This window comes from Mesorhizobium sp. M0152 (genome assembly GCF_040322415.1).
Lineage (GTDB): Bacteria > Pseudomonadota > Alphaproteobacteria > Rhizobiales > Rhizobiaceae > Mesorhizobium.
Map to the genome: position 1 here is coordinate 52,838 of NZ_JAMYTH010000006.1, position 19,608 is coordinate 72,445.

Here is a 19,608-nt window from a genome sequence, read left to right on the forward strand (position 1 = left end):
CCTTCGAAGGCATGTCACGATTTTCCGCGCAAAGGGAACCAACTCAGGATTTGCCGGTTCGGACACCATCCACCGGAGGTTTCCCGACATGCCAAATGCAGCAGAAATTCTGGTCGACACTCTCATCGCCTGGAACGTCGAGGTGGTGTTCGGCTTGCCGGGGGACGGCATAAACGGCGTGATGGAGGCGCTGCGCACCCGGTCCGATAAAATCTCGTTCGTGCAGGTCCGGCATGAGGAGTCCGCCGCATTCATGGCATGCGCCTACGCGAAATGGACGGGGAAGCTCGGCGTGTGCCTGGCGACGTCCGGCCCCGGCGGCACGCATCTCCTGACCGGCCTCTACGACGCCAAGCTCGACCAGGCGCCGGTGCTGGCGGTCACCGGCATGCAGTTCCACGACCTGATCGAGACGTTCACGCAACAGGACGTCGACCTGACGCGCGTTTTCAACGACGTTTCCGTCTACAACGCCCATGTTTCGGATGCGGCGCATATGGAAAACGTCGCCAGCCTCGCGTGCCGCACCGCACTGGCGCGCAAGGGCGTGGCCCACCTTTCGATCGCCAGCGATGTCCAGGAGCAGGAGGACGACCCTTCGAAGCGCTCCAAGCGCAATCGCCCTGCCCACACGCCGCAGGACATGTTTGCCGGCCACAGCATGCCGCTGGACGCCGAACTGGACAAAGCCGCCGCCATTCTCAACGAGGCTTCGCGGGTAACGATCCTGGCCGGACGCGGCGCGCTCGGCGCGGCTGCCGAACTCGAACACACGGCACGCCTGTTGCAGGCGCCTGTCGCGAAGGCGTTGCTCGGCAAGGCCGTGCTGCCGGATGACCATCCCCACACGACCGGAGGCATCGGCATCCTCGGAACCCTGGCTTCGCAAGAGGCGATGGAAAGCTGCGATGCGGTTCTGATCGTCGGTTCCACCTTTCCCTATATCGAATACTACCCGAAACCCGGGCAGGCACGCGGGGTTCAGATCGACTGCGATGCACAACGGATCGGGCTGCGCTTTCCAGTCGAGGCAGGCCTTGTCGGCGACGCGGCCGAGACCTTACGCGCCCTCAACCGGCGGCTGACACAGAAGCCTTCCAATGAATTCCTGAGACGTTCCCAGGAGACCATGGGAAAGTGGCGTGAGATGATGAGGCAGTCGGAAGACGCGCGAGCGCATCCGCTGAAGCCGCAGTTGATTGCCCGTGCATTCGGACAAAGATTGGCCGACGATACGGTTTTGGCCACCGACTCCGGCCAGAACACCGAGCTTGCCGCCCGCCATGTCGATCTTCGCAGCGGCCAGGCGTTCGGTGTGTCCGGATCCCTGGCATCCATGGCCTGCGGCCTCGCCTACGCAATCGCCGCCGGCATCGCATTTCCCGGCCGACCGATCGCCGCCATCGTCGGCGACGGCGGCTTTGCCATGCAGCTCGGCGAATTCTCGACGGCGGTGCGCTACAAGATTCCACTGAAGCTGCTGGTCATCAAGAACAACATGCTCAACCAGATTGCCTGGGAACAGATGATGTTTCTGGGCAACCCGCAATTCGGTTGCGAGCTGCAGCCGATCGACTTCGCCAAGGCGGCGGAAGCGATGGGCGCAAAGGGCTTGCGCATCGATCGGGCCGACCAGATCGAGACGGTTCTCGACGAAGCTTTCGCCACTGAAGGGCCCGTAGTGATCGAAGCGCTGGTCGATGCCTACGAACCGATGATGCCACCCAGGATGCCGCCCGACTACGCCAAGAATTTCCGCGAGGCCTTGCCGGATACGCCGGGGCACGAACGCATCGAGAAAAATATCGCCCGGGAACCGGCGAAGTCGATGATGGATGCTGAGTGACCGGCGCCGACCGGCTGCGTCGCCGCATCGATGAATGGCTTCGGCGCATGCCGCTGCCGCCGCGCCGCAGGCATTTCGCACAGGCGATCCTCGGCCGAAAGCACTCCTGCGGGGTCACCCTCACCGTTGAGCTTCCTCGGATGGGCGCTGCAAGGCCGCGCCGCGGTCTTCGGTGCTCGGGAACAGCACCTTCAATTTGTGCTCCGCGCCGGCCCAGCTCCGCGTGTGGAATTGCCACAAGCCCCAAATGCTCGCGGCAAAGGCCAGGATGCCGACGACCAGGGCGAGAGCGATAGTCACGCCAAGGACGGCCTTGACCGTCACGCCGACAAAGACGCCGGCGATTGCACCGTTGACGACGTTCACCATGCCCGCGGTGCTGGTGAAAGCCTGCCAGGGCCTGGGCTTGAGGCCGACATCGGCCAGCAGAGCCAGATTATCGTCGTGGGTGGAGTGAACGAGATATCGCGCCATCGAAGGCGCGAGCTCCGTATAGTAGTGCCTGATGCGCGCCATGCCACGGGCGTGAACCATATCCTCGATGGCGACCTGTACGGCCCTGACGAAGGTCACCAGTCCAATGAAGTAGAGGCAAGGCAGCAGGATCAGGCTGAACAGCACGAAAGGAAGCCCCATCCTCGTCACCTGGGCCACGAAAGCGAGCGCGATCGTCGCGCTCGACACGGAAGTCAGGAACAGATTGGCGCGCTGGTTCGCCTCTTGGATGGTGGCCGCCCTGGCGGTTTCCAGCACGAAATGTTCCGTGGTCATCATCTGCAAGAGCTGCTGCCGGCGCTCGCTTTCGTTTGTTCTGATTTCCTGTGTATCGGGCATCGCCAAGAGCCTATCGACGGTCGCTGGATTGCAGGGAGCGCAGGCTGATCTTCGGCTGTCGATCCCGGCCCTGGCGCCGGTGCCAACTGGCGAACGAGCAGTCGTCGACCCCAGGAACGAATGCCGTTGGCCAGGGTTCCAGCCCCGATCGACGGCCGTTCCATGATTGCGGCCGGAAAGCGGAACCGAAGGCGATCCCCATTCGGGCAATTTTATCCCCGGATGACGAAACAATTGCCCCCGAGCATCGTTTCGCCACCAGCGATGAGCTGGTGAGGAGGCCACGATGAGCGCGACCGGTATGGATGTTTTCGACAAGACGCTGCAGACCACGAATATCTGGCTCGACGAGATCATGGCCGACCTTGGTCCGGACAGGCGCATCGCCTGGCACATATTGGGCGCTGTTCTGCGCACGTTGAGGGACAGGCTGCAGGTCGGGCTCGCCGCCAAGCTGGGAGCGGAGCTGCCGCTCCTTGTCCGCGGCGCTTATTACGATCGCTACCGCCCAGCGGCTGAGCCCGACAAGACGCGCTCGCTGGAAGAATTCTCGCAGCACATCCACGAGGAATTGAAGTCCATCCGTCCCGTCGATCCCGAGGACGCGGCGCGCTCGGTGTTCCGAGTGCTTGCGCGGCACATCGACCTCGGGCAGTCGGCAAAGGTGCGGGATGCGTTGCCGAAGGAAATCCAGGCGCTCTGGCCCGAAAGCGTCGGCGTCAAGTGACATGGCCGGCGAACCAATAGAAGCCGCCCCTGGGGCGAAGGAGAGCCCCCACGAGCGTTCGCAACGAAAGCCCGTCCCGGTTACTTCTTGACGTAGGCGCCCGGCTGCCGACCCCCTTTGGGAGCTTTGGCGTCCTTGGAGCGCTCGGCGACCGCTGGGCCGGCGCCGGACGTCTTTTCGGTCGCCGCGCTCGGGGTGGCCTGGCTTGGCGTTGCTCGTCTTGGCATTGCTTTTCTAGGCGGGTTTTGTCCTTCCGACTGGCGGGTCTTGTCTTCCACCTCTCCCAGCCGCCGCGTCAGCCCCATCCCACTGGGCGGCTTCCTGTTGCCGGCCGCCGCCTGGGAGAATTCATCCGCGGCGTCCGCGCCGGTCTTGGGCGGGTACTTGGTTGCGCCGGTTTCGTAACGGGTCTCGTTCTCGGTCATGGCATCTCTCCGATTGCATGAGGAGTAAACTTTTCCGCGCTGCGCGGGTTCCGACTGCCCGCGGGTGCATGCGGATTTTGCAGCGGGAGATCCCGACGGCTGCGCCACGTCAACGTTGGATTTTGCTGTTGCTTGTTGCCACTTCCGCGGCTTTCGCGCGTTGAGGCATGTTCAATGGGCGCGCCACACGTGACCGATCACAGTCGGATTTTTTCGGAGCCGTTTCCCGGCGGGTTTACCCGATGAGCTTCGACGCGCTCTTCTCGACCTCCATCTGCTACGGCAACGGCGCCCCGCAAGCCGGCTGGACGCTGGCATTGCCCATCACACTGCCGCTCGCCGCGGTCGTGTGGCTCTACATCGCCGGCGCTATCCGGCTCTGGCGGCGGAGCGGGCGCGGACGTCGGTTGCGATCCCGGCAAGCCTTGCTGTTTGGCGCCGGCTGGTTCGCCTTGGCGGTCGCGCTGGTCAGCCCAATCCACGCTCTGGGCGAACGCGTGTTTGCCGCCCATATGATCGAGCACGAATTGCTGATGGCGGTCGCGGCACCTCTGCTGGTGGCGTCCTGCCCGGCGGCGGCGATGATGTGGGCGCTGCCGGCGCGAATGCGCCAGGCACTCGGCGCGACCGGGCATACAGCCACGCTTCGGGCGATCTGGACCGTCATGAGCCGTCCCGTGGTGGCAACCATCCTGCATGGAGCGGCGATCTGGGCGTGGCATATCCCGGCGCTGTTCGAGGCTGCACTCGAGCAAGGTTTCTTCCACTATGCCCAGCATGCCAGCTTCCTCGGCAGCGGGCTGTTGTTCTGGTGGGTGCTGCTGCCTCGTCCCGGTCGTGAGCAGGCCTGCGGCAGCGCGGTCATGCATCTTTTCCTCACTTCGCTGCACACCGGCCTGCTCGGGGCGCTGCTCGTGGTTTCTCCAAGGCTCTGGTATCCGCAAAATGCCGTCGGCTCGAATTTATGGAATCTCAGCCCGCTCGAGGATCAGCAGGTCGCAGGCCTGGTGATGTGGATTCCCGCCGGCCTGATCTATGGCGGGGCGGCGCTGCTGATGGCGGCTCTCTGGATCCGGGCAAGCGGACACCGGCAGGCCCCGCATGACCTGCGCGCCATCTGAATCGAAACAGTCGGCCACAGGGCGATCTACAGCGCCGTCAGGCCGAGCCTCGTCCCGGCAATTGTGTCTGTTCGCTGACCTGCTTGCGCAGCTCTTCACGGGCGCGTTCCACCTGGTCCTCGCCGGCGGATTGCGAGGCGCTGCGCCCCGACCGGTCCTGCCTGTCCAGTTCATGCTCCACCGTTTCGCGCGAGCCCTCCGCCGGGTCCTCTTCCGGATGGTTGCCGCCCGCAGCCTGGTCTTGCCGCGTTTCTCCCTTGCCCCTTTTGCGCGTTTCGCCCTGTATGGGATCGTCCTTGCCTGGGACGCTTCGATTTCCGCTGGCCGTTTTGTCTGTGTTGCTCATGGGCTAGGTTCCTAGGCTTCATGGCGTGGAACCGTCCGATGCGCGTTCCGCGCCTTTTGCCTGGAGGAACGGGCATGTCCGCCATTGGTTGCGCTCGCGCGCAAGCATGCGTGCGGCATCACAGAGCGGCGAAAGCCGATTGCGAACGGAACCTTCGATTTCGGTCACGGTTAGGGCTCGGACAGCGCTATTCGAGGGAGTGGACCATGGCTCAAGCCCAGCAAGAGCTGACCGAATTTGTAATCCGCAAGGCCTTCGAGCCGGTTATGCGGGCGAAAGCGGACGGCAAATCCGAGGCCGACCGCAAGGCCCTGGAGCACGTGCAGCAAGCCACGAGGGCCGAGATCGAACGCTACCGAGGTTACAGCTCGGCCCAGGAGGTCGCCACCAACTTCAAGCGCGATCTCAGCTCCGAGCCCGCCAAGAAACTGCATGCTCAACTGCGGCGCCTGCATCTGCCGACGATCGAAGATATTCGGGAAGACTTCGACGACAAGGCCGGCAAGCTCGGGGTTAAAGCTTCTTCCTGAAGGACGCGTAGTAACGCGAGCGTCCGGCTGCATTGTCCGGCACAAAACAGCCGGGCGTAATCGTCACACAGCATGGAGTTCGGGAATCATGGCCTTTGCCCTCACAAGCCCCGCCTTCGCCGATAACCAGAGAATGCTGCCGCGATACGCGCGCGACGGTGAGAATGTATCGCCACCATTGGAATGGACGGATCCGCCGCAGGGAACCAAGAGCTTTGCCCTGGTAGTCGAGGATCCGGACGCCCCCTCGGGCATGTTTCGCCACTGGGCGGTCTACGACATCGATGCACAGCGAAATGCTCTTCCCGAAGGGACGACCTCGGGCGCCAAGACCGAGAGCCTCGGACACGGCGTCAACGATTTCGGCAATCCTCATTATGACGGTCCTCAGCCGCCGCGCGGGCACGGCCTTCATCACTATCATTTCCGGCTTCTCGCGCTCGACGTCGAGACACTGCATCTCGACGAGAAAGCCTCCATCGACGACATTCTCAAAAAGGCAAAGCCGCACGTCCTTGGCCAAGCCGAACTTGTCGGGACGTTTGAGCGAACCTAAGGGCCCGCCAGGCTCCAGCAGCCGGATGATGGACGCGGCTTCATCGGCAGCGTCTTCCAAGCCCATGCCGCATCCGTTTTGGCCCGCGACGGTTGCTGCCAAGCATCCTTTTAGAGCGATCCGCGTTATCGCCTTGGCATCCATGGGGGATTTACATGGCAAGGTGCACGGGCCCGTTCATCCGCCTCCGGCAATGGCGACGACCATCGATTGCACCCGCCTTTGCACGTTCAGCCCGAACCGCCTCCGGCAACCGTCTTCCAGGCGTCCTGAAATGGGCCGGCCCTGCGTCGACATTGGTGTCAATACTGGTCTTGAGCGGGTGCAGCGACTGGCAATCCTCGCTCCATGCACATGGTGCGAATGCCCGTGCGATTCTCGATCTCATCTGGTCCTTTGGCGCGGTTGCAGCGATCACTTGGCTGCTCGTCATGCTGGCCCTGACAATGGCGCTCTTCCATCACCGCCGGGTTCAGGCAGCGCCCCCGCCGTTACGCATCGACAGCCATCAGGAGCGCCGGTTTGGCCGCGCGGTCGGAAGCGGCGTTGCGTCGACCGTGCTGGTTCTCGCCGCGCTGACCATAACAAGCTTCTTCGCCGGCAAATCCATTGCCTCGCTGAGCGGAAAGGAGACCCTCACCGTCCGCATCACGGGGCACCAATGGTGGTGGGAGATACGCTATCCCAACGATGATCCGTCGCGGACGATCGTCACGGCGAACGAAATCCATCTTCCCTTCGGCGAGCCGGTAAAGGTGGAACTCGACTCGACCGATGTGATTCACAGCTTCTGGGTGCCAAGCCTCGCCGGCAAGAGGGACCTCATTCCGGGCCGCCCGAGCGAACTCACCCTCGTTGCCGACAAGCCCGGTACCTATCGCGGCCAGTGCGCGGAGTTCTGCGGCTACCAGCATGCCCATATGGCCATCACTGTCGTCGCGGAAAACCGGGAGGCGTTCGACGCATGGCGATCGAGGCAAGACGCCGTGGCGGTAGCACCCGCCGGCGACGAAGAACGTCGCGGCCAGCGAGCGTTTCTTTCCACCGGCTGCGCGCTCTGCCACACCGTAAGGGGCACGGCGGCCAGTGGAACCATTGGACCTGACCTTACGCATCTCGCCAGCCGACGCGCGCTGGCCGCGGATACGCTGGCCATGACGCCAGGCGCCCTTGCCGCCTGGATCGCAGATCCGCAATCGACAAAACCTGGCGCCAAGATGCCGCGCATCGACCTTAGCGCCGACGATCTCAACGCTGTCGTCACCTATCTTGGAAGCCTTGAATGAGCGGCACCACGGGAACGGCAGCCGGGCAAGAACAGGATGAGGGCGTTAAAGGCGTACGCGACACCGGGCTCGAAGCGGCGCGGCTGCGCGCCTACCTGGCGCATGCCTGGCAGACGCCGAAAGGCCTGTATGGCTGGTTGGTGACGGTCGACCATAAGCTGATCGGCCGGCGCTATATCGTGACGGCTTTCCTGTTCCTCGTTCTCGCGGGTCTGTCGGCGCTCGCCATGCGGTTCCAGCTTGCCACGCCCGAGGCCGGCCATATCGGCCCCGATTTCTACAACCAGCTCTTCACCATGCATGGCACGACGATGATGTTTCTGTTCGCCGTGCCGGTGATGGAGGCGTTCGCCATCTATCTGGTGCCGCTGATGATCGGCACTCGCAACGTCGCCTTTCCGCGGCTCAACGCCTTCAGCTACTGGGTCTATCTCTCTGGCGGCCTGATGATCTGGATCGCATTCGCTTTCGATACCGGTGCGGATGCCGGCTGGTTCTCCTATGTGCCGCTCACCGGGCCCGAATACGGCATCGGCAAGCGCCCGGATTTCTGGGCACAGATGGTGACCTACACGGAGGTGTCCGCACTCGCGGTCGCTGTCGAGATCATTGCCACGGTATTCAAGCAGCGCGCTCCGGGCATGACGCTCGACCGCATCCCGATCTATGTCTGGTCGATCCTGGTCACGGCTTTCGTCATATTGTTCGCCATGCCCGCCGTGATGGTGTCGAGCACGATGCTGATCCTCGACCGGCTGGTCGGCACCAAGTTCTTCGATCCCGCGGCCGGGGGCGACGCGCTGCTGTGGCAGCACCTGTTCTGGTTCTTCGGCCATCCCGAGGTCTACATCATCTTCATTCCCGCGGTCGGCTTCGTCTCCGCGATCCTGCCGACCTTCGTGCGCCGTCCGGTCTTCGGCTATCTCGGGATCGTGCTGTCGCTGATTGCCATCGGCTTCCTTTCCTTTGGACTGTGGGTACACCACATGTTCGCCACGGGCCTGCCGCAGCTCGGCGAAAGTTTCTTCACCGCCTCCTCGATGATGATCGCCATTCCGAGCGGCATCCAGATCTTCTGCTGGATCGCGACGATCTGGGGCGGCCGGCCGATCTTTGCCACGCCGTTGCTTTTCGTGCTCGGCTTCATCTTCACCTTCGTGATCGGCGGCCTGACCGGGGTCATGGTCGCCTCGGTGCCACTCGACCTGCAGGTGCACGACACCTATTTCGTCGTCGCGCATTTCCATTATGTGCTGATCGGCGGCGCCGTCTTCCCGCTGCTCGGCGCTGTGTACTACTGGTTTCCCAAGATCACCGGCCGCATGCTGTCCGAGAGGCTCGGCCGCTGGAACTTCTGGCTTGTCTTCGTCGGTTTCAATTTTACTTTCTTCCCGATGCACATTCTCGGCCTGCAGGGCATGCCGCGCCGCGTCTACACTTATCCGCCGGCGAGCGGCTGGGGCGAGATCAACCTGTTCATCAGCATCTCGTCCCTGGTGGTGTTCATCGGCTTTGCACTTTTCTTCCTGAACATCCTGCTCAGCCTACGCAACGGCCGCATCGCGGGAGACAATCCCTGGGGGGCCAGCACACTAGAATGGGCGACGACGTCGCCGCCGCCTTCCTACGATTTTTCGCGCCTGCCAGCGGTAACCCACCGCGAGCCGCTCTGGGCCCAACCCGACATACTCCCGGTCGTCGAAGGCCTGCGCGTCGATGCGCGCGAGGTGCTCGGCAGCACGGTCGCCGACGCCGTGCCACAACTGCGCGTGCCCTCGGCCGACAATTCGATCTGGCCGCTGCTGTCGGCCCTTGCGGTGGGCGGCGCGTTTCTGGGTTCGATATACACGCCATGGGCTGTGGTCTGGGGTGCGATACCGGTTTCGATCGGCTTCATCTGTTGGTTCTGGCCGAAAGGCGAACCGGAGGACGAGGAATGAAACAGCGTCCAGTCGCCGACGTCAGCCACCTGCCCACATATGATTTCGGAGCGGCGAGCCCGATGTGGTGGGGAACCCTCGCTTTCATCGCGCTTGAAGCCACCGGTTTTGCCTTGGGGATCGGCACCTATTTCTACCTGGCTGTGCTGGCCACGCATTGGCCGATCGGAGCGCCCGCGCCCGACCTGCTGCCGGGCACGGCAATATTGATCATTCTGCTTGCCAGCCTGATACCCAATCATCTGGTCGAACTTTGGGCGCGGCGGCAGGACCTTGTCAAAGTTCGCATCGGCATCATCGTCATGTCAATCGCCGGAATTCTCCCCCTGATCGTGCGCGTCTGGGAATTTCCCGCGCTTCGCATCACCTGGGACCAGAACGCCTACGGATCGATCGTCTGGTTCCTGCTCGGGCTGCATACGTCACATCTTCTCACCGATGTCGGGGATACGATCGTGCTCGCCGTTCTGATGTTCACGCAACAGGGCAAGGCCGGGCGCCGCTTCAGCGACGTGTCGGACAACGCCTTCTACTGGGACTTCGTGGTCGTCTCCTGGATCGTGCTCTATCTCGTCATCTATTGGTTCCCGAGGATGTGAGATGCAGGCGATCCGCACTGGTGTTTCGTGGGCAGGCCTTGCCGCCGGACCAACCGCATGGGCGATATCGCAGCAGCTCGGTTATTCGATAGCCTATTGGCAATGTCATGCCGGCTTTCCCCTCACCGCCTTGTTCTCCCTGGCGGGCGCCGCCGCCGCGATGGCGGGCGCCCTGTTGTCGTGGCGCGCCGGTCGTAACCGGAGGCACGGCACAGGCCCGCCCCTCAGAGCGCGCACACGCGCGTTTCTGGCCGACGCCTCGACCGGCATCGGAGCGCTGTTTGCGCTGATCCTGCTGGCGCAAATGGCGGCTGGACTGATTTTCAACGGGTGCGAATTGTGACCAAGCAAAAGAGCTTGGTCATCCGCCATCAGCGGCGCTCGCCTTTGCCCATCGCAAGCGTTCCGGCCCTGCCCATCCTCTTTCGGGCGAGCGCGGCCTTTTTGGCATTGTTGGCCCTTTGCACGCAGTTGCGGGCGGATGACATCCAGAAAGGCGAATATCTCGCGCGGGCCGCCGATTGCGTGGGCTGCCACACGTCCGATCCAAGCCGCCCGTTCGCCGGAGGATATCGCGTGCCGACACCGTTCGGCGACGTCTATTCCACCAACATCACACCGGACCACGATACCGGCATCGGGCGCTATTCCGCCGATGAGTTCGTACGGGCGGTCCAGGAAGGGGTCAGGCGCGACGGGGCCGATCTTTATCCGGCCATGCCCTATGACAGCTTCGCCAGGATGAGCCGCGAGGACGTGTTAGCGATCCGGGCTTATCTGCTGGCGCAAGCGCCGATCTCCCAGCCGCGGCCGCAGAACATCCTGCCGTTTCCATTCGACCAGCGCTGGGCGCTCCGTCTGTGGAAACTCGCGAACTTCCACACCGGCAGCTTCGTGCCGGATCGAAACAAAACCGAGGCGTGGAACCGGGGCGCCTATCTGGTCGAGGTGCTTGGCCATTGCGGTGCCTGCCACACGCCGAGGAACATGACATTCGGCATGGATGAGGATCGCAGGCTTGCCGGCGGCACCGCCGGCATCTGGCAGGCCTTCAACATCACCAGTGACAAGACGGCAGGCATAGGCGGCTGGAGCGATGATGAGCTGTTTCGGTTTCTCAAGACCGGCGCCACGCCTGGAAAAGCCTATGCGGGCGGTCCGATGGCGGAAACAATCATGAACAGCCTGCAACATCTTTCCGATGACGATATTCATGCCATGGTCGCCTATCTCAAGGATGTGCCTGCGCAGTCGGGAGACGAGAAGCAGCCACGCTTTTCGTGGAGCAATCCGGCTGCGGTCATCATCGATGCCGGAATGAAGGACAAGGTGCCGGGCAGTGGGACTTCGGCAAGCGACGATCTCTACCGGTCGCTCTGCTCAGGGTGCCATGGCATGGATGGAGGCGGATCGCCGGATGGTTCCTATCCGTCGCTGACCCGCAACACCACGCTCGGCGCGGCCGCTGCCGAGAACGCCGTCATGACGATCCTTACCGGCGTGAAGGCCGGCGACGTCGCGGGTCGGAAATCGATGGCGGCCTTCGGCGGCTGGCTGGACGACGGCCAGGTGGCGAACCTTGCCAATTATGTGACTGCGCGCTTCGGCAATCCTGAAGTCAGCGTCACGGCGGCCGACGTGCGCCAGATGCGGGCAGGCTCGACAACAGCGCAGACGGTCATGCTTCTGGTGGCCAAGGCACTGGTGGCGGGCGGCGCTGGATTCGTGTTGGGTCTGCTGCTTCTGTTGGCAAGGCGCCTTGGCCGTGGAGCAATCCCAGGAAAAGTATGAAACGGTTTGCCGTCCGGAGTTGCGTCGAAACGAAGCACAGAAATCCGCCCGGGCCATCTCACGTTCGGGCATAGAGATAGGCGGTGATATCACGCGCCTCTTGCGGAGACAGATTGGTGTTGGGCATGGCGGTCTTCGGATCGACGTCCCGCGCCCTGCTGATCCAGCCCATCATCGCGTCTGGAGATGTTCGCAAGGCGGTACCTGCCACATACTTTCTCGAGCAACACCTCGCAGAGAGGGACCGACCGTGCCATGAGCCCCAGGGACGCCCGGAATCTCATGGCATCCGCCGCAGCCATTGCGGATCATCGCTGGAATGGCCCGCCCTGCATCCGCGCCGACCGCCTGCACGATGCTGGTCTCGCGCAAGCTGTCACTTCGGATCGCTTCGATTCCGTACGCCGCCAGGATGAGGACGACCGCTATCGACGTGCCTTCCACCCATAGCGGCTCTGATGTCGTTTGCTTGGTGGGAGCAGTCCGTCGACCCATCGATCTGCGCCTGCCTTGAATTGCCGTCGCAATGGCGCTGCCGGCGTGTGGAGGCCCGACGGGAGGGGCCAGCCTCCGACAGCGCTTTGGGGCAGCAGCCTATTTGTTGCAGTTCTGCATATTCGACGTCGTCATGCCCGTGGGAGTGTTGTTGTCGACATCGTTACCGGCGGCATCCTTGCAGCGGTCATTCATGCCGTTCGACTTCATTGTCGAACTCGTCGCGTTTGGATCGACCGGCGTTGTCGACGGTGTCGTGCCGGTGCCCATCGTACCATTGGCGCCAGTGGTGCCGGCCGTGGTTCCCGTGCTTGTACCGTTCGTGTTGGAGCCGGAACCGTTCGACTGCGCCATCGCCGACGTAGCCAGGGCGATGGTGATCAGGGATGCCGAAAGAATTTTCGTAATCATGTAAACCTCCATCGGTTCGTGAACGCCACAACAAAAACGAACCTTATTTGGGGAGGTTCCGCTGAACAAAGCACGATTTGAGGTGTTCGTGATGCTTTTCAGCTGGATCCTGCTGATGAGCTCGGGAAGCGGTGCGCCGAAATCCTGGAGATTCATCGACGGGTCCGGTCACTCTCGATTCTTCATCAAAGAAGAACCCGGAATGTTTGGGTGATGTAGCCATTCTACTTACGCGGGTGAAAGCTACTTACGCGGGTGAAAGCCGCAAAGGCTCCGCGCTTCCACGCGCGGAGCCTTCTGCCGGTCGGCCGAGAGAATTTTACGGCTCGTCTATGTCCTGCTTCGAGGGGTTGTGCGAAATCATGCGCTCCTCCTCGTCCTCGGGCAGCGCCTCATCGCTTTCCTGGTATGCGTTGTCGTCTTCTTCCTCGGGCAATTCACCGCTTTTCATCGTGTCGTAACGGCTGTCTCCGTCTTGCGGCACGCCATCCGGCAATATCTTGCCGCCTCTAATCGCATCCCAATCCTGCTTTTCGAATGCCGGTCCTTCGGATGTATCGACTGGTTTCCTGCGTGGTGCCATCGGAGTTCTCCTGCGCATCGGCGCCTGAAACCTGCCTTCGCCCTACCGGGGTTGGCGCCTTGCCAGCACCCCGGCGCGCGCCGAACGGCGAAGGCTCAGGTCACTGCCAGTAGGGTTGGACGTGCCAGTAGCCATACGAAGCTTCGCGCGCCGGCCTGCCATCGTCGACCGTAAGTTCATCGATCGAATAGGCTGGGGCTGCCTTGAGCTGTTCAGTGCTGAAAGGCACGACGTACCCGCCTCGATCTGGATCGTAATCCAGAAGCGACCACGGCACGGCGTGGTATTTTTCACCGATGCCCAGGAAACCGCCGAAGGAGATGACGGCGAACATGATGCCATTCGCGGTCTTTTCGAGCATCACGTCGTCGATCGTTCCGATGTCTTCACCGGCCGTATTGTAGACGGTCGTGCCGATCACACGCGAAGCGCGGATGGCGTCGGTATGTCCGCTTGGGGTTGTCATATCCATGGTCTCCTATGTCCGAAATTGGGTATCTCTCAAACGAGCAGCCGGAGGCGATGTTCCAAAAAAAGCAGCCGATACCCGTTCAAAGATGCAGACTTTTTCGGTGCGAGACCGTGATCGACTTTGCGAGATTCCGCCGCTCCAGACCGAGTGACTTGGGGCGGTGCGGAACCCGCTTCGCCGTATCGCCGGGACGATGGCCCCGTGCCCTTGCCACTGATTTGGCGTTTGCGGTTTCACGAACTTCTGCCGTTCGGCGGTGTGCCGTTTTCATCCCCGATGTCGTCGGCTTGCGTGTTGTCGCGAACTGCCATGTCGGCGAGATTCAGCAGGCGTTCGGAACGGAACGGCACCGTGGCTGTTTCAAGGAGATAGGTGAGCTCGAATCTGGGAAGAGAGAAGAGCCCGTGACCCACCCCGATCCGAACAATCCCGTGCCTGTGCCGGACAATCCCAACCCGGAGCCATCCCGGCCCCCTGCCCCGCCGGAAACGCCGCCCAGCGAACCGCCTGGCGTCCCGCCGCCCTCACCCGATCCCATTCCCGAGCCGGGAAGAGCCCCACCGGAAATTCCACCGGGCACGCCGCCGGAAATTCCCGTCGAGCCCTCGTTTCCCGGCCCGACGGCCTGAGTGCGCGAGGTTTGAGTCAGCGGGTTCGCTCACCCGCCGGTCCGTTCGATCATGCCGATGATCTCCTTGATGTCGCGCGGCTCAATTGCGAGTTCCTCCAGCCCAGGCATTTCCGCCGCCACGATGTTGTCTAAGCGCATGAGATCGACCTGATTGCGGGTGATCGGGGCGCCAGGCACGAACTCAGCCACGGCCGCAAGACAGCTCCATAACCCAAACGGCACCGGCACCAGCATCGGACGCGTGTCCAGGCTTGCGGCGACTTCCTGGACCAGCTGCTTGTAGCTCAAGACACGCGGGCCGCCCAACTCGAACGTCGTGCGGTCGTGTTTGCTGCCGACCAGCCGGCTCACCGCTTCCGCGACATCCTCGACATAGACCGGCTGAAGCCGAGTTTCTCCGGCCCCGAACAGCGGATAGATCGGCATGAGCCGAAGGAGCTTCACAAGCGTGGTGAGCAAGGCATCGTCCGGTCCGGTCATGACCGCGGAGCGGACGATGATCGCGCCGGGGAAAGCATGTCGTACGGCATCCTCGCCTCGTCCTCGTGCCCCTATGTAATCCGAATGCGATCCGGGATCGGATCCGATTCCTGAAACCTGGACAAATCCTTCCGCTCCGGCCTCGCGTGCGGCGCGAGCGAGGTCTGCCGCTGCCTCGACATGCATGCGCTCGAACGTCACGTCGCCGTGTTCGACATAGAGACTGACCGCATTGACCACCGCGTACGATCTGGCCACGGCCGATGCGATGGAGGAGGGATCCAGCATGTCTGCCCTGACAGGTTCGGCCGCCGTCGACGAATTTGCGGCCGACTTTGCCGTCGTCCGGTGCGGATGACGCGACACCGCTCGAACCCGGAACGCTTTCTCAAGGAGCCGTTGCACGATCCGGCGGCCGAGAAACCCCGTTCCGCCAAAAACGGCTACGATCCGTTCCGCATTGGAGTCGTTTCGATCCATTGATCCGGTCCCTTTCAGACCGCTCGCCGCAAGGCTTGCGCGCGCTTGGCCGTTTGGAAGAATAACGCCGCGGGCGCTCTACTTGTTGCGGCGATCGACGATCGCCATCGTCGAGCCGCCGACCAGTCGCAAGAGAAAAGCGTCGGAACATTTCATCCAGCTTGCGGTTTTTGAAACGGAAGTCCTTTTCGAGGGAGTTGTCTCATGCCTGGAACCAAACATCCAAAATGGAAAGAACCGAGCGATGCCGACCTGGCCAACAATCCGGGAATCGGAAGCTCGAAAGGAACGATCAAGGAAGGCGAAGATCTCGAACTCGAAGGCGAAAACACGACTGAAGGTGACGTCGAAAACGATACGACGGCAGCCGGCGGAATCGATCCGAGACAGAAGATGCGAACCAACAAATAACGTGCCATCGCACGGGAAGGATGGCGTCAATGGCCGGAAACAAAACCCATGAGCAAAACCTTCGCATAATCGAAAAGCGCGAGAATACGAAGAATGCCGACAAGGACTTCGATGCTGACAAGGACCTGCGAAAGACCGAGGCCGAACGCGCTGCATCCAGGCAGGACAACCTCAGATCGGACGTAAGGGACATCGCCGACCGTGATGACCGGAACATCATCCGGGGAGAAAACCAGGAGAGTTCCCACAACAAGCACCGGACGGATCGCTGAGCGACCGGCACGCTTGCCGGCGCGGCGGTGGCGCGATCCGATTGGTCCCCGAAGGAGTGAACCATGCCCCTCACGCTTAGCAGTTCCGCCTTTGCGGATGGCGGAAGGATTCCCGAAAGATACACTCGCGACGGCAAGAACGTATCGCCGCCGCTGAAGTGGTCCGGTGTGCCGGACGATACCAAGAGCCTCGTTCTTGTCGTCCAGGATCCCGACGCGCCGAGCGGAACGTTCGGACATTGGGCGGTGTTCAACATGTCTCCCGAGGTTCAGGAATTACCCGAGGCGGAAAGCGGCAAACCGGGCCCCGAGGCCCTCCGGCAGGCCAGGAACGATTTCGGCAACGCGTACTATGACGGCCCTGAACCGCCGGTCGGGCACGGTGTGCATCACTACCATTTCCGGCTGGCCGCGCTCGACACGCCGAACCTCGCCATCCCTGCGAGTACCGGCGTCGAGCGCATCTGGCAGGAAGCGCAAAAGCATCTGCTTGAGCAGGCGGAACTCGTCGGGACTTACGAACGCGGCCAATAATTTGAATGGGGTCGGCTAGTCCCGATCGCGCCACGCATGAGCGGAACGGTTCTTCTCCTTGCCGGTTGTGTGGGAAAGGAGATGTCCCATGTTTGAAAGCATCATGTGGTTGGTTGTCGTCGCCGGCGGACCGTTGTTGCTGCTCGTATTGCTGGCCTATGTTCTTGTAACGCGACGACGCCGTGGCCCCGCAGAGCGCAGGGAAAGCGAGCGCGCGACCGACCGGCTCTACCGCCAGGACAAGGGTTGATCCTCTTGGGTTTGCAATCCTCTTGGGTTTGCAAATAGAGGGGATCGTATCGTGGCAAGCACGCGACGATCCCCAGTTAGGTCAGGACATTATCCTTTGCCTTAGCCATGCAAAGAACTTGTTCCCGCCTGTGGTGGCGCGAACCCGCGTGGCAGCCCACCTTGCTCTCATCGTAGCGCCGACATGGCAATCGCAGACGATGTCGTGCAGTTGCCAGTCGCTCAATTCGAAGAAGCGCTTTGCCTCACCATATGTGTCGTTCTTCAAACCCGAGGCGCGCAGAACCGGATCTTCGAAGGCGACAGCAATTGCAGATCCTTCGCCACGCACCATGGCACGTGACTCAGGATGCAAATGCTCTGTACCTGCGAACGCTCCGAGGCATCGCTCCGGATTCTGTTCGAGAAGTTCAGCCCAACGCTCGATACGCTGGCTTCGTGTCATTTCCGCAGCTGGCGCCGAGGGTTCAATGCTGGCGACGGCATGCAGTTGATCGAGTGTTTGATGTTTCATGGTCAGCTCCTGTCGAGGCGGAGAAGAGCCCACGCCTTCAAAGGAATTATCGCGCGGCGATGCTTCGACAAGAGCGGACGACTGGAAGAATTCGATGCCGCCGAATTTCAGCTGGCTGGATCGCGAACGCGACGGCAGCGTTCATTGAATGGGGCAGTTCCCACAAGCCAGTGATCCGAGATCAGGACGCGTCCAATGCTCATCCAGCCGATCGACTATTTCCTTGTTGTCTGGTTCGCTCTTGCCGCCGCTTCGACGCTCTATGTCGGCTTCGACCAATACCGCAACAACCCCGAGCCAGCGGTAATGAAATGGGGTTTCATCCTGGTGACCCTCTACATGGGTCCGCTCGGTTTGCTGCTTTATGTGCTTGCCGACAAGGAACCGCGACCGGGCGAGCACGAGGATTTCACCAGGCCGCTGTGGAAACAGGGCGCCGGTTCGACCATCCACTGCGTTGCCGGAGACGCGACAGGCATCATTCTCGCTGCCGTCGTCACGGCGACGCTCGGCCTGCCGATGTGGCTCGACCTCATCGTGGAATATGTCTCCGGCTTCGCCTTCGGCCTCTTCATCTTCCAGTCGCTGTTCATGAAGTCGATGATGGGCGGCACTTATTGGGAGAACGTGCGCAAAAGCTTCCTGCCCGAATTCATCTCGATGAACTTCATGATGGCAGGCATGGCGCCTGTCATGAGTTTCCTGATGATGGGTCGCGACATGCGCGCGATGGAACCGACCGAGCTTCTGTTCTGGGGCGTCATGTCGATCGGCGTCATCGCCGGCTTCATGCTTGCCTATCCCGCCAATGCCTGGCTGGTGGCACGTGGGCTGAAGCACGGGTTGATGACGCAGCGCCCGCAGACTACCGAAAGGGACGCTCGGCAGCCGGCGCGTCAGCGGCAGGGACAAGACCACGGCATTGCCGCCCACAAGGGTGGAGGCAGCAGCGGCCACCAGATGGAAACGGACGCTACGACGCCGCAGATCGCCACGCTCGGCCTTGTGTCCGTGCTTGCGCTGGCGATGGGCATGGCAGCGCCGGCGAATTGGCTGAACCTGACGCTGTCGGCCCGTGATGTCGGCGGGGTGATCATGCCGCAAGGCATGATCATGGACCGTGACACGCCGGCGGAAACCATGCGGGACATGGCGGCGGCCGACCCGCGCCGGGTGACGGCCTCCTATGACCTCGCCGCAAGAGGCGACCAGCAATTGCCGTTCCGCGTGGAGAATGGCGTCAAGGTTTTCGAGCTCAAGCCATCGGTGATCGGCTGGCAGATACTGCCTAATGTCAGGGTGGATGCCTATGCATACAACGGCCAGATTCCTGGTCCTCGCATCCGTATTCGCCAAGGCGACAAGGTCCGCATCAACGTCACCAACGACCTGCCGGAGGAAACGACGGTGCATTGGCATGGCATGATCCTGCCGAACCAGATGGATGGGCCCGCCGAGATCACCCAAGCACCGATCGAACCCGGACAGTCATACTCCTATGAATTCACCGCGACCCAGCACGGCACCTATTTCTACCATCCGCATGCCAAGCCGGACCGCACCCAGGCACTCGGCCTCTATGGGGCGCTGATCATCGACCCCGCCAATCCCGCGGACGAGGTTCAGGCCGACCACGACTATGTGATCGAGCTTCAGGAATGGCTGGTGCGCGAAGGGCTGACCTATCCCTCGATGCCTATGGATGGCGGCATGCCGAACTACTTCACCATCAATGGCAGGGCTTATCCCTCAACCGACACGATCCGCATGAAGGTCGGAGAGACGCTGAAGGTGCGTTTCATCGGCACCAACAATGGCTTCATCCATCCGATGCATATCCATGGCGGTCCTTTCGAGGTCGTCGCCCGCGATGGGGAAACGCTGGCTCCCTCGGCACGCTTCCTGGCCGACACGGTCAATGTCGGGCCGGGGCAGCGCTACGACGTCGTCTGGAAGGCGCAACGCCCCGGCAAATGGCTGATTCACTGCCATATCCCTCATCACACCACGAACAACAATTCCGAGGATAAGGGTGGCGGCGGACTGATGGTCGTCATCGATGTCAGCTAATCGAC

General features: G+C 62.0%; 24 protein-coding genes. 15 read left to right on the forward strand and 9 right to left on the reverse strand.

Annotation, left to right across the window (positions count from 1 at the left end; all coding sequences use genetic code 11):
- Positions 1 to 88 precede the first annotated feature (88 nt).
- Positions 89 to 1,846 carry a thiamine pyrophosphate-dependent enzyme gene (locus tag NKJ26_RS08680; protein WP_352694930.1) on the forward strand — a complete coding sequence of 586 codons (1,758 nt, stop codon included), beginning with the start codon at positions 89 to 91 and terminating at the stop codon, positions 1,844 to 1,846.
- 120 nt (positions 1,847 to 1,966) lie between these two features.
- On the opposite strand, the gene NKJ26_RS08685 is transcribed toward NKJ26_RS08680, so the two are convergent.
- Positions 1,967 to 2,680 (reverse strand): hypothetical protein, encoded by a 714-nt coding sequence (locus tag NKJ26_RS08685; RefSeq protein ID WP_352694931.1) that lies wholly within the window; start codon positions 2,678 to 2,680, stop codon positions 1,967 to 1,969.
- A gap of 286 nt (positions 2,681 to 2,966) precedes the next feature.
- Between NKJ26_RS08685 and NKJ26_RS08690 the strand changes: the two genes are divergently transcribed.
- Positions 2,967 to 3,407 carry a DUF2267 domain-containing protein gene (locus NKJ26_RS08690; protein ID WP_352598390.1) on the forward strand — a complete coding sequence of 147 codons (441 nt, stop codon included), beginning with the start codon at positions 2,967 to 2,969 and terminating at the stop codon, positions 3,405 to 3,407.
- 80 nt (positions 3,408 to 3,487) lie between these two features.
- Here NKJ26_RS08690 and NKJ26_RS08695 read toward each other — a convergent pair whose 3' ends face one another.
- Complete coding sequence (locus NKJ26_RS08695; protein WP_352694932.1) at positions 3,488 to 3,832, reverse strand: hypothetical protein; 345 nt, start codon at positions 3,830 to 3,832, stop codon at positions 3,488 to 3,490.
- 242 nt (positions 3,833 to 4,074) lie between these two features.
- Here NKJ26_RS08695 and NKJ26_RS08700 point away from each other — a divergent pair, with 242 nt between their 5' ends.
- Complete coding sequence (locus NKJ26_RS08700) at positions 4,075 to 4,953, forward strand: cytochrome c oxidase assembly protein (protein WP_352694933.1); 879 nt, start codon at positions 4,075 to 4,077, stop codon at positions 4,951 to 4,953.
- 37 nt (positions 4,954 to 4,990) lie between these two features.
- On the opposite strand, the gene NKJ26_RS08705 is transcribed toward NKJ26_RS08700, so the two are convergent.
- Positions 4,991 to 5,299 carry a hypothetical protein gene (locus NKJ26_RS08705; RefSeq protein WP_352694934.1) on the reverse strand — a complete coding sequence of 103 codons (309 nt, stop codon included), beginning with the start codon at positions 5,297 to 5,299 and terminating at the stop codon, positions 4,991 to 4,993.
- 206 nt (positions 5,300 to 5,505) lie between these two features.
- Between NKJ26_RS08705 and NKJ26_RS08710 the strand changes: the two genes are divergently transcribed.
- From NKJ26_RS08710 to NKJ26_RS08740, 7 genes are all read left to right on the forward strand, one after another.
- Complete coding sequence (locus NKJ26_RS08710) at positions 5,506 to 5,829, forward strand: hypothetical protein (protein ID WP_352694935.1); 324 nt, start codon at positions 5,506 to 5,508, stop codon at positions 5,827 to 5,829.
- Between the two features lie 88 nt (positions 5,830 to 5,917).
- Complete coding sequence (locus NKJ26_RS08715; protein WP_352694936.1) at positions 5,918 to 6,385, forward strand: YbhB/YbcL family Raf kinase inhibitor-like protein; 468 nt, start codon at positions 5,918 to 5,920, stop codon at positions 6,383 to 6,385.
- Between the two features lie 299 nt (positions 6,386 to 6,684).
- Positions 6,685 to 7,671: a cytochrome c oxidase subunit II gene (gene coxB, locus NKJ26_RS08720; RefSeq protein WP_352694937.1), complete on the forward strand. Its 987-nt coding sequence runs from the start codon at positions 6,685 to 6,687 to the stop codon at positions 7,669 to 7,671.
- Complete coding sequence (gene ctaD, locus NKJ26_RS08725) at positions 7,668 to 9,611, forward strand: cytochrome c oxidase subunit I (RefSeq protein ID WP_352694938.1); 1,944 nt, start codon at positions 7,668 to 7,670, stop codon at positions 9,609 to 9,611. The genes coxB and ctaD overlap by 4 nt, the downstream gene beginning before the upstream one ends.
- A complete protein-coding gene (locus NKJ26_RS08730) occupies positions 9,608 to 10,210 on the forward strand; it encodes a cytochrome c oxidase subunit 3 (protein ID WP_352694939.1) in 603 nt (200 codons plus the stop codon). The genes ctaD and NKJ26_RS08730 overlap by 4 nt, the downstream gene beginning before the upstream one ends.
- A gap of 1 nt (position 10,211) precedes the next feature.
- Positions 10,212 to 10,553, forward strand: coding sequence for a hypothetical protein (locus NKJ26_RS08735; protein WP_352694940.1), 342 nt, complete (start codon positions 10,212 to 10,214; stop codon positions 10,551 to 10,553).
- A gap of 233 nt (positions 10,554 to 10,786) precedes the next feature.
- Positions 10,787 to 12,001, forward strand: coding sequence for a c-type cytochrome (locus NKJ26_RS08740; RefSeq protein WP_352694941.1), 1,215 nt, complete (start codon positions 10,787 to 10,789; stop codon positions 11,999 to 12,001).
- A 58-nt stretch (positions 12,002 to 12,059) separates the two neighbouring features.
- On the opposite strand, the gene NKJ26_RS08745 is transcribed toward NKJ26_RS08740, so the two are convergent.
- From NKJ26_RS08745 to NKJ26_RS08765, 5 genes are all read right to left on the reverse strand, one after another.
- Positions 12,060 to 12,212: a cytochrome c family protein gene (locus NKJ26_RS08745; RefSeq protein ID WP_352694942.1), complete on the reverse strand. Its 153-nt coding sequence runs from the start codon at positions 12,210 to 12,212 to the stop codon at positions 12,060 to 12,062.
- Positions 12,213 to 12,595: 383 nt separating this feature from the next.
- Positions 12,596 to 13,063: a hypothetical protein gene (locus NKJ26_RS08750; RefSeq protein WP_352694943.1), complete on the reverse strand. Its 468-nt coding sequence runs from the start codon at positions 13,061 to 13,063 to the stop codon at positions 12,596 to 12,598.
- 163 nt (positions 13,064 to 13,226) lie between these two features.
- Complete coding sequence (locus tag NKJ26_RS08755) at positions 13,227 to 13,490, reverse strand: hypothetical protein (protein ID WP_352598403.1); 264 nt, start codon at positions 13,488 to 13,490, stop codon at positions 13,227 to 13,229.
- Positions 13,491 to 13,590: 100 nt separating this feature from the next.
- Positions 13,591 to 13,956 (reverse strand): PRC-barrel domain-containing protein, encoded by a 366-nt coding sequence (locus NKJ26_RS08760; RefSeq protein ID WP_027027956.1) that lies wholly within the window; start codon positions 13,954 to 13,956, stop codon positions 13,591 to 13,593.
- 664 nt (positions 13,957 to 14,620) lie between these two features.
- Positions 14,621 to 15,553, reverse strand: coding sequence for a complex I NDUFA9 subunit family protein (locus NKJ26_RS08765; protein WP_352694944.1), 933 nt, complete (start codon positions 15,551 to 15,553; stop codon positions 14,621 to 14,623).
- Between the two features lie 204 nt (positions 15,554 to 15,757).
- Between NKJ26_RS08765 and NKJ26_RS08770 the strand changes: the two genes are divergently transcribed.
- From NKJ26_RS08770 to NKJ26_RS08785, 4 genes are all read left to right on the forward strand, one after another.
- Entirely contained in the window at positions 15,758 to 15,964 is a 207-nt protein-coding gene (locus NKJ26_RS08770) for a hypothetical protein (protein WP_352598405.1), read from the forward strand.
- A gap of 29 nt (positions 15,965 to 15,993) precedes the next feature.
- Positions 15,994 to 16,236, forward strand: a complete 243-nt coding sequence (locus NKJ26_RS08775; RefSeq protein WP_352598406.1) for a hypothetical protein — start codon at positions 15,994 to 15,996, stop codon at positions 16,234 to 16,236.
- A 63-nt stretch (positions 16,237 to 16,299) separates the two neighbouring features.
- Entirely contained in the window at positions 16,300 to 16,770 is a 471-nt protein-coding gene (locus NKJ26_RS08780) for a YbhB/YbcL family Raf kinase inhibitor-like protein (RefSeq protein WP_352598407.1), read from the forward strand.
- Positions 16,771 to 16,858: 88 nt separating this feature from the next.
- Positions 16,859 to 17,020: a hypothetical protein gene (locus NKJ26_RS08785; RefSeq protein ID WP_081689675.1), complete on the forward strand. Its 162-nt coding sequence runs from the start codon at positions 16,859 to 16,861 to the stop codon at positions 17,018 to 17,020.
- A gap of 81 nt (positions 17,021 to 17,101) precedes the next feature.
- Here the strand turns inward: NKJ26_RS08785 and NKJ26_RS08790 are convergent, their stop codons facing one another.
- On the reverse strand, positions 17,102 to 17,533 hold the full coding sequence (locus tag NKJ26_RS08790; protein ID WP_352694945.1) for a hypothetical protein: 432 nt from the start codon (positions 17,531 to 17,533) through the stop codon (positions 17,102 to 17,104).
- Between the two features lie 195 nt (positions 17,534 to 17,728).
- On the opposite strand from NKJ26_RS08790, the gene NKJ26_RS08795 reads away from it, so the two are divergent.
- Positions 17,729 to 19,603, forward strand: coding sequence for a multicopper oxidase domain-containing protein (locus NKJ26_RS08795; protein ID WP_352694946.1), 1,875 nt, complete (start codon positions 17,729 to 17,731; stop codon positions 19,601 to 19,603).
- Positions 19,604 to 19,608 lie beyond the last annotated feature (5 nt).

Bases quoted from the DNA above. Each gene is read 5' to 3' on its own strand.
- NKJ26_RS08715 (WP_352694936.1), top strand. From the start codon at position 5,918: ATGGCCTTTGCCCTCACAAGCCCCGCCTTCGCCGATAACCAGAGAATG.
- NKJ26_RS08680 (WP_352694930.1), top strand. From the start codon at position 89: ATGCCAAATGCAGCAGAAATTCTGGTCGACACTCTCATCGCCTGGAAC.
- NKJ26_RS08765 (WP_352694944.1), bottom strand. From the start codon at position 15,553: ATGGATCGAAACGACTCCAATGCGGAACGGATCGTAGCCGTTTTTGGC.
- NKJ26_RS08790 (WP_352694945.1), bottom strand. From the start codon at position 17,533: ATGAAACATCAAACACTCGATCAACTGCATGCCGTCGCCAGCATTGAA.
- NKJ26_RS08775 (WP_352598406.1), top strand. From the start codon at position 15,994: ATGGCCGGAAACAAAACCCATGAGCAAAACCTTCGCATAATCGAAAAG.
- NKJ26_RS08700 (WP_352694933.1), top strand. From the start codon at position 4,075: ATGAGCTTCGACGCGCTCTTCTCGACCTCCATCTGCTACGGCAACGGC.
- NKJ26_RS08690 (WP_352598390.1), top strand. From the start codon at position 2,967: ATGAGCGCGACCGGTATGGATGTTTTCGACAAGACGCTGCAGACCACG.
- NKJ26_RS08705 (WP_352694934.1), bottom strand. From the start codon at position 5,299: ATGAGCAACACAGACAAAACGGCCAGCGGAAATCGAAGCGTCCCAGGC.
- NKJ26_RS08685 (WP_352694931.1), bottom strand. From the start codon at position 2,680: ATGCCCGATACACAGGAAATCAGAACAAACGAAAGCGAGCGCCGGCAG.
- NKJ26_RS08770 (WP_352598405.1), top strand. From the start codon at position 15,758: ATGCCTGGAACCAAACATCCAAAATGGAAAGAACCGAGCGATGCCGAC.
- NKJ26_RS08795 (WP_352694946.1), top strand. From the start codon at position 17,729: ATGCTCATCCAGCCGATCGACTATTTCCTTGTTGTCTGGTTCGCTCTT.
- NKJ26_RS08785 (WP_081689675.1), top strand. From the start codon at position 16,859: ATGTTTGAAAGCATCATGTGGTTGGTTGTCGTCGCCGGCGGACCGTTG.
- NKJ26_RS08735 (WP_352694940.1), top strand. From the start codon at position 10,212: ATGCAGGCGATCCGCACTGGTGTTTCGTGGGCAGGCCTTGCCGCCGGA.
- NKJ26_RS08760 (WP_027027956.1), bottom strand. From the start codon at position 13,956: ATGACAACCCCAAGCGGACATACCGACGCCATCCGCGCTTCGCGTGTG.
- NKJ26_RS08780 (WP_352598407.1), top strand. From the start codon at position 16,300: ATGCCCCTCACGCTTAGCAGTTCCGCCTTTGCGGATGGCGGAAGGATT.
- NKJ26_RS08710 (WP_352694935.1), top strand. From the start codon at position 5,506: ATGGCTCAAGCCCAGCAAGAGCTGACCGAATTTGTAATCCGCAAGGCC.
- ctaD (WP_352694938.1), top strand. From the start codon at position 7,668: ATGAGCGGCACCACGGGAACGGCAGCCGGGCAAGAACAGGATGAGGGC.
- NKJ26_RS08695 (WP_352694932.1), bottom strand. From the start codon at position 3,832: ATGACCGAGAACGAGACCCGTTACGAAACCGGCGCAACCAAGTACCCG.
- NKJ26_RS08730 (WP_352694939.1), top strand. From the start codon at position 9,608: ATGAAACAGCGTCCAGTCGCCGACGTCAGCCACCTGCCCACATATGAT.
- NKJ26_RS08755 (WP_352598403.1), bottom strand. From the start codon at position 13,490: ATGGCACCACGCAGGAAACCAGTCGATACATCCGAAGGACCGGCATTC.
- NKJ26_RS08750 (WP_352694943.1), bottom strand. From the start codon at position 13,063: ATGAATCTCCAGGATTTCGGCGCACCGCTTCCCGAGCTCATCAGCAGG.